7 protein-coding genes and 1 pseudogene are annotated in these 7057 nt (G+C 70.9%); 7 read left to right on the top strand and 1 reads right to left on the bottom strand.

Annotated elements, in window-relative coordinates:
• The 7 genes and pseudogenes from HET64_RS34405 to HET64_RS34375 form a co-directional block, all read left to right on the top strand.
• Positions 1 to 392 (top strand): annotated as a pseudogene (locus HET64_RS34405) (NADH-quinone oxidoreductase subunit L); the annotation flags it as partial.
• A complete protein-coding gene (locus tag HET64_RS34400) occupies positions 389 to 2113 on the top strand; it encodes an NADH-quinone oxidoreductase subunit M (protein WP_215111175.1) in 1725 nt (574 codons plus the stop codon). The pseudogene HET64_RS34405 and the gene HET64_RS34400, both read left to right, overlap by 4 nt.
• Positions 2110 to 3714 (top strand): NADH-quinone oxidoreductase subunit N, encoded by a 1605-nt coding sequence (locus HET64_RS34395; protein WP_374105602.1) that lies wholly within the window; start codon positions 2110 to 2112, stop codon positions 3712 to 3714. The genes HET64_RS34400 and HET64_RS34395 overlap by 4 nt, the downstream gene beginning before the upstream one ends.
• A gap of 114 nt (positions 3715 to 3828) precedes the next feature.
• Positions 3829 to 4296: a large conductance mechanosensitive channel protein MscL gene (gene mscL / locus HET64_RS34390; protein ID WP_215111174.1), complete on the top strand. Its 468-nt coding sequence runs from the start codon at positions 3829 to 3831 to the stop codon at positions 4294 to 4296.
• Positions 4297 to 4692: 396 nt separating this feature from the next.
• Positions 4693 to 5556 carry a zinc metalloprotease HtpX gene (htpX, locus tag HET64_RS34385; protein ID WP_215111173.1) on the top strand — a complete coding sequence of 288 codons (864 nt, stop codon included), beginning with the start codon at positions 4693 to 4695 and terminating at the stop codon, positions 5554 to 5556.
• Positions 5553 to 5945: a YccF domain-containing protein gene (locus HET64_RS34380; RefSeq protein WP_215111172.1), complete on the top strand. Its 393-nt coding sequence runs from the start codon at positions 5553 to 5555 to the stop codon at positions 5943 to 5945. The genes htpX and HET64_RS34380 overlap by 4 nt, the downstream gene beginning before the upstream one ends.
• A gap of 87 nt (positions 5946 to 6032) precedes the next feature.
• Positions 6033 to 6305, top strand: a complete 273-nt coding sequence (locus HET64_RS34375) for a GlsB/YeaQ/YmgE family stress response membrane protein (RefSeq protein ID WP_215111171.1) — start codon at positions 6033 to 6035, stop codon at positions 6303 to 6305.
• A 46-nt stretch (positions 6306 to 6351) separates the two neighbouring features.
• Here the strand turns inward: HET64_RS34375 and HET64_RS34370 are convergent, their stop codons facing one another.
• On the bottom strand, positions 6352 to 6993 hold the full coding sequence (locus HET64_RS34370) for an alpha-ketoglutarate-dependent dioxygenase AlkB (protein WP_215111170.1): 642 nt from the start codon (positions 6991 to 6993) through the stop codon (positions 6352 to 6354).
• Positions 6994 to 7057 lie beyond the last annotated feature (64 nt).

Below are 7057 nucleotides of genomic sequence, written 5' to 3'. Positions count from 1 at the left end.
GTGCCGAACCCGCCCTCGTCGAAGCCGAGGCCATGACGTCCCACACCGCCGTCTACGGCACCATCGCGGACGCCCCCGACCCGGCCGACCCCGGCAGGCTCCTCCTCGGGCGGCTGCACCGCCACGCGGTCACCGGCTTCCACCTCGACGCCCTCTACACGGTGCTGTTCGTCCGCCCCGTCCAGGAAGCCGCCCGCCTCGTCCGCTTCCTGGACCGCGAGGTCGTCGACACCTACGTCAACGGATCGGGCGCCGTCACGCGCCTCCTCGGCACCGCCGTCCGCCGGGCCCAGACCGGCAACGTGCAGACCTATGCCGGCGCCCTGCTCGCAGGGTCCCTCGTCCTGGCGATCGCCGCCGTCGTCTTCGCCAACGTCAACGCGGGGTCGTGACCGTGATCGATATCAGTGCGTCCGTGATGCAGTTCCTTCTGGCGTTCGTCGTCGTCGCCCCGCTCCTCGGCGCCGTCGCGGCCCTGCTCCCCGCCCCGCCCGGACTCAAGGGGAACAACCCCGACCAGGCCGTGCTCCGGCACGGGGTGACCGTCACCGGCGCCGTCCTCATCGCCGCGATCGTCCTGGCCGTGGGCTTCGACCACGACCACCCCGCCACGATGCAGGCGACCACCGACATCAGCTGGATCCCGGCGCTCGACGTCCGCATCCACCTCGGCATCGACGGCATCTCGCTCCCCCTCCTGGTCCTGACCGCGCTGCTGACCTTCCTCTGCGCGCTGTACAGCTACTTCAAGCTGCCCGCGGGCCCCTCACCGAAGGCCTTCGTCGCCCTCGTCCTCGTCCTGGAGTCCGGCACCCTCGCCACCTTCGCCGTCCTCGACCTGCTGCTCTTCTTCCTCGCCTTCGAGATGGTCCTCATCCCGATGTACTTCCTCATCGCCCGCTGGGGCAGCGGCCAACGGCAGGCGGCCGCCTGGAAGTTCATCCTCTACACCCTGCTCGGCTCGGTCGTCATGCTGCTGGGCATCCTCCTCATCGGGCTGAAGAGCGGCACCTTCGACATGGTGGCACTCGCCACTGACAACGGCCGGGGCCTCACCACATCCGTGCAGGTCATCGCCGTACTCGCGATCGGTCTCGGCCTGGCCGTGAAGACCCCGATGTGGCCCCTGCACAGCTGGCTCCCCGACGCCCACACCGCCGCCCCCACCGTCGGGTCGGTGCTCCTCGCGGGCGTCCTGCTGAAGATGGGAACGTACGGATTCGTCCGGATCCTGCTCCCCATCACGCCCGACGGCATGCGGACCTTCGCGCCCTACCTCGCGGCGTTCGCCGTCGTCGGCATCGTCTACGGCTCCCTCGCCTGCCTGGCCCTGGCCCGTACCGGCGCCAAGGGCGACCTCAAGCGGCTCATCGCCTACTCGTCCGTCGGCCACATGGGCTTCGTCCTGCTCGGCATCGCCACCATGACCCCCACCGGAGTCAACGGCGCGCTCTTCGCCAACATCGCCCACGGCCTCATCACCGGCCTGCTGTTCTTCCTGGTCGGCGCCGTCAAGGACCGCTACGGCACCGCCGACCTCGACACCCTCGCCGGAGCGACCGGGGCCGCCCTCTACGGCCGGGCGCCCCGCCTCGGCGCCCTGCTCGCCTTCACCGCCGTCGCCTCGCTCGGCCTCCCCGGACTGGCCGGATTCTGGGGCGAGATGCTCACCCTGTTCGGCGCGTACAGCCCCGCCGAAGGCCTCAGCCGCCCCGCGTTCCGCACCTTCATGGCCATCGGGGCGTTCGGCACCCTGCTCACCGCCGCGTACATGCTCATCGTCGTCCGCCGCGTCTGCATGGGCGAGCCCCCGACCCACACCCGGCTGTCACCCGACGACCGGGCCCCGCAAGCGGCGCACGGCCCGCGAAGGGCGGACGGTCCGCAAGCGGCGGACGGCTCGCACAGCACGGACGGCCCCCGGTCGTCCGAGGCCACCGGCACCCGGCCCGGGGCCTCCACCACCCCGGAGCTCGCCGACATCCAGACCTACGAAGCCGTCACCTGGACCCCGCTCGCCGCGCTCACCGTCCTCGCCGGCCTCTGGCCCGCCGTCCTCCTCGGCCTCACCGACCCGGCCGTGCAGCAGCTCCTCGCAGGAGGAAAGTCGTGACCGCGGACCTCAGCACCGTCCCCAGCCCGCCCTTCGGCACCGGCGACACCGCCGGAAGCCTCGTCGCCGCCGACGCCCCCAGCCTCGTCCAGTCCATCGACTGGCTCGCCATCGCGCCCCCCACCCTCACCGCGCTGGCCGCCCTGGTCGTCCTGGTCGCCGACCTGTTCCTGCCCGCGCACCGCAAGCGGCTCCTCGGCTACGGCGCCCTCACCGCCCTCGCCGCCGCCCTGGCGCTCCTGATCCCCCTGCGCGCCGGGGACCGGGCCACCTTCTGCGTCACCACCGGCACCCAGGCCTGCAGTTACACCGCCGACCACTTCACCCTCGTCATCCAGGCCCTCGTCCTCGGCGGCGCGTTCCTCACCGTCCTGCTCTCGCTCGACGACACCCGGAAACTGCCGGCGGGGGAGTACTGGTTCCTCCTCCTGGCCTCCGCCGCCGGGGCCGCCCTGCTGCCCGCCTCCCGCGACCTCGCCACGCTCGTCGTCGCCCTCGAAGTCGCCTCGCTGCCCGCGTTCGCCCTCGTCGGCATCGTGCGCGGCGACCGGCGCTCCTCCGAGGCCGCGCTGAAGTTCTTCCTCTCCTCCGTCGTCGCCACCGCCGTGATGCTGCTCGGCGTCAGCTTCGTGTACGCGACCACCGGCACCCTGCACCTCACCGAGATCGCCACCCGCCTCGACGACGTGCCCCCGGTGCTCGACACCCTCGCCAAGACCGGCGTCGCCCTCACCCTCGTCGGCTTCGCCTTCAAGACGGCCGCCGCGCCCTTCCACTTCTGGGTCCCCGACACCTACGTCGGCGCGCCCCTCCCGATCGCCGCGTATCTCTCCGTCGTGGGGAAGGCGGTCGGGTTCTCGGGGCTCATTCTGGTCACCGTCGTCGCGTTCCCCTCCTACGCCGACGTCTGGGGGCCCGCACTCGCCGTCCTCGCCGCCCTCACCATGACCGTCGGCAACGTCGCGGCCCTCCGCCAGAACGCCGCCCGCGCCCGCAGCGCCGTCCGCCTCCTCGCCTGGTCCTCGGTCGCCCAGGCCGGCTACCTCCTGGTCCCGATCGCCGCCGCCGCGTACTCCAGCGACGACCAGATCGGCTCCACCGTGGCGTACGCCCTCATGTACGCCGTCGTGAACCTGGGCGCGTTCGCGGTCGCCGCCGTCGTCGCCCGTACCCACCCCGGCAACCGGCTCTCCGACTACCGGGGTCTGTACGCCACCCGTCCGCTCGCGGCCCTGGCCCTCGGGTTCTTCCTGCTCTGCCTGGCCGGACTGCCGCCCGGCATCATCGGGCTCTTCGCGAAGGTCACCGTCTTCTCCGCGGCCGTCGACGCGGGCCTCGGCTGGCTCGCCGTCGTCATGGCCGTCAACGTGGTGATCGCTCTCTACTACTACCTTCAGTGGACCGCGATCCTCTTCCGGGCGCCCGAGGGCGCCCCGGAGACCACCGGGAACGCCACCGGATCCACGGCCTCCGTTCCCTCGCGCCGATTCCGGACCCCCACCCCGCTCACCACGGCGATCGTGCTCACCGCCACCGCCGGAATCCTGCTCTCCGGGGTCCCGCAGGCCGTCCTGCGCTTCGCCTCCGTCAGCCTTTTCTGAGGCCTCCGGCCCCCGCGAGATCGGTTTGCCCGGGGCCCCCACCACAGGGCATGGTCTTGGCTGCATACGTCACGTAATCGGCGTGGACGTCTCGGAGCAAGAGGAGAGAGAGCAGTGCTGAACGGGTTCAAGGACTTCATCCTGCGCGGGAACGTCATCTCGATGGCGATCGGTCTCGCAGTCGGGGCCGCCTTCACCGCCGTCGTCACGGGCTTCAGCAATGCCTTCATCACGCCGCTGATCGGCCTCGCCACGCGTGGCACGGGAGACTTCAGCAAGGCCTCCTACAAAGTCGACGGCGTCGTGTTCCCGTACGGCCTCTTCATCGCCGCCGCGATCGCCTTCCTGATCACCGCGGGGGTGCTGTACTTCTGCGTCGTCGTCCCCATGGCCAAGGTGCAGAACCGCTTCGCCAAGGAAGAGGAGGAGCAGGCCGTCGACATCAAGGCCGCCCTCCGCGACTGCCCGCGCTGCTTCAGCGAGATCCCCGCCGTCGCCTCCCGCTGCGGCCACTGCACCAGCGAGGTCGAGCCCGACCCCGAGGCGCTCTCCCTCGCCAAGCTCCCCGCACAGCAGCACTGACCGGCACGCGGCACTGACCCGCAGGGGGCACCGACCGCACGCGCGGCACCGACCGCACGCGCGGCACCGACCGCAGGCGCGGCACCGACCACACGGCGGCTACTGACCGCCCAGCGGCACCGACCGCTGCCCAGCGGCACCGACCGCACAGCGACGCACGAACACCTGTAGGACCGTCGCTCCACGAGGACCCCGCCACCCGTACGGCCCAGCGCCACTCCGTACGGGGCCGGGCGCCCGACCGGTGCGAACACGCGGCGCGCCCCCGCCCTCCGGCCGCACGCACAAGGGAACTAGCTCCTCTCGCCTGGCGTTGACCAGTACAGGAGGCTCCACTGGAGAGTGGAGCACCACCATGCAAAGGGTTCCCCTGCTGCACCACTTGGAGGGCGTACCGTGCACCGCCGGCACAACGGGCTGAAGACCGCCGTACTCCTCGGGGGACTGTCCGCACTCATCATCGTCATCGGCAGCTTCTTCGGACGTACGGGCCTTGTCGTCGCGCTCCTGGTAGCCGTCGGCACCAACGCCTACGCCTACTGGAACAGCGACAAGCTCGCCCTGCGGGCCATGCGAGCCCGACCCGTCAGCGAGTTCGAGGCACCGCAGCTCTACCGCATCGTCCGCGAGCTCTCCACGGCGGCCCGCCAGCCCATGCCGCGCCTCTACATCTCCCCGACGCAGGCGCCCAACGCGTTCGCCACCGGCCGCAACCCGCGCAACGCCGCCGTCTGCTGCACCGAGGGCATCCTCCAGATCCTCGACGAACGCGAGCTGCGCGGCGTCCTCGGCCACGAGCTGAGCCATGTCTACAACCGGGACATCCTCATCTCGTCCGTCGCCGGAGCCCTTGCCTCCGTCGTGATGTTCCTGGTCAACTTCGCCTGGCTCATCCCGGTGGGCCGCTCCAACGACGACGAGGGGCCCGGGCTCCTCGGCATGCTCCTGATCATGATCCTGGGGCCGCTCGCCGCCTCCGTCATCCAGCTCGCCGTCAGCCGCTCCCGGGAGTACGAGGCCGACGCCTCCGGGGCCCAGCTCACCGGCGACCCGCTGGCTCTCGCCAGTGCCCTGCGCAAGCTCGACGCGGGAACGAAACAGCTCCCGCTGCCGCCCGAGCCCAGGATCGAGACCGCGAGCCACATGATGATCGCGAACCCGTTCCGTCCCGGCCAGGGAATGGCGAAGATGTTCTCCACCCACCCGCCGATGGCGGAGCGGATCGCCCGACTAGAACAGATGGCAGGTCATCGCCCGTGAAAACCATCCTGAACGTTATCTGGCTGATCCTCTGCGGATTCTGGATGTTCCTCGGCTACCTGCTCGCGGGCCTCCTGCTCTGCATCACCATCATCGGCATCCCCTTCGGGCTCGCCGCCTTCAGGATCGGCGTCTACGCCCTCTGGCCGTTCGGCCACACCGTCGTCGACCGCCGGGACGCGGGCTCGCCCTCCTGCGTGGGGAACGTCCTCTGGCTGGTCCTCGCCGGATGGTGGCTCGCCCTCGGCCACATCACCACCGGCATCGCGCTGTGCATCACGATCATCGGCATCCCCCTGGGCATCGCCAACTTCAAGCTGATCCCCGTCTCCCTCATGCCGTTCGGCAAGGAGATCGTCCGCACGGACCAGCCCTTCGCCGCCCGGTAGCCCGGCGGGGCCCCGGCCCCGGGGCAACCGAACACCTGCCCACGACGTCTTGGATTCCAGGACGAAGCAAGGGGTAGGTGCAGCGACATGGGCATCATCAGTTGGATCATTCTCGGGCTGCTCGCCGGAGTCATAGCGAAAATCCTCCTCCCGGGACGTGACCCGGGCGGCATCATCGGCACCACCCTGATCGGCGTCGCCGGGGCCTTCGTCGGGGGCTGGCTCTCCAGCAAATTCCTCGACCGCCCCATCAGCAACGACTTCTACGACACCGCGACCTGGATCGCCGCCATCGCCGGTTCGCTGGTCCTGCTCATCGCCTACCGGCTGCTGTTCGGCAACTCCCGCGAACGCCGCTGACCCGGAGCGGACGCCGGGATCCGTGAACGGCAGGCGCAGTGCGCCCCTACCGCGCGTCCCGTGACGTCATCCCGGTCTCCCGCAACGTCAGGTTCAACCGGCCGGCCCGCAGCCCCGCGGCCGGGTCGGCCGGTCCCGCGTACACCTTCGGCACCCCGTGGAACGCGAAACGCGACGGCCCGCCGAAGACGAACAGATCCCCGGACGCCAACTCCACATCCGTGTAGGGCTGCCCGCGTCCCTCCGTGTTCCCGAAGCGGAACACACACCTCGCCCCGATGCTCAACGACACCACAGGAGCGCTCGACCGCTCCTCCTTGTCCTGATGCATGCCCATCCTCGCGGTGTCGTCGTAGAAGTTGATCAGCGCGGTATCCGGTGCGAACGCCTCCGCCGCATCCTCGTCCCCGTACGCCTCGGCCACCGCCGCCCGCCCCAGGTCGCCCAGCCAGTCCGGGAACGGGGCCACCCGGGCGCCGTTCACGTCGTCAGCCGTACGCGCGTACCGGTACGGCTGCCAGTGCCACCCCAGGCACACCGTCCGCACCGACATCACCCCACCGCCCGGCAGCACCGTGTGCCGCAACGGGACCGGCCCCGACGCCCACTGACGGCACGCCGCGACCAACTCCGCCCGCCGCTCCACCGACAGCCACTCCGGGACATGGACGGCCCCCGGCGCGACCACCCTCCGCTCCCGCCGGAACAGGCCGTCCGAGGACGGCGGAAGCCCTGGCGCCACGGCTCAGCCC

Origin of the sequence: Streptomyces sp. McG3 (assembly GCF_018619185.1) — a bacterium.
Lineage (GTDB): Bacteria > Actinomycetota > Actinomycetes > Streptomycetales > Streptomycetaceae > Streptomyces.
Note: the sequence above shows the minus strand (reverse complement) of the source record. Positions and strands in the feature narration are given on the sequence as shown.

Bases quoted from the DNA above. Each gene is read 5' to 3' on its own strand.
- HET64_RS34375 (WP_215111171.1), top strand. From the start codon at position 6,033: ATGGGCATCATCAGTTGGATCATTCTCGGGCTGCTCGCCGGAGTCATA.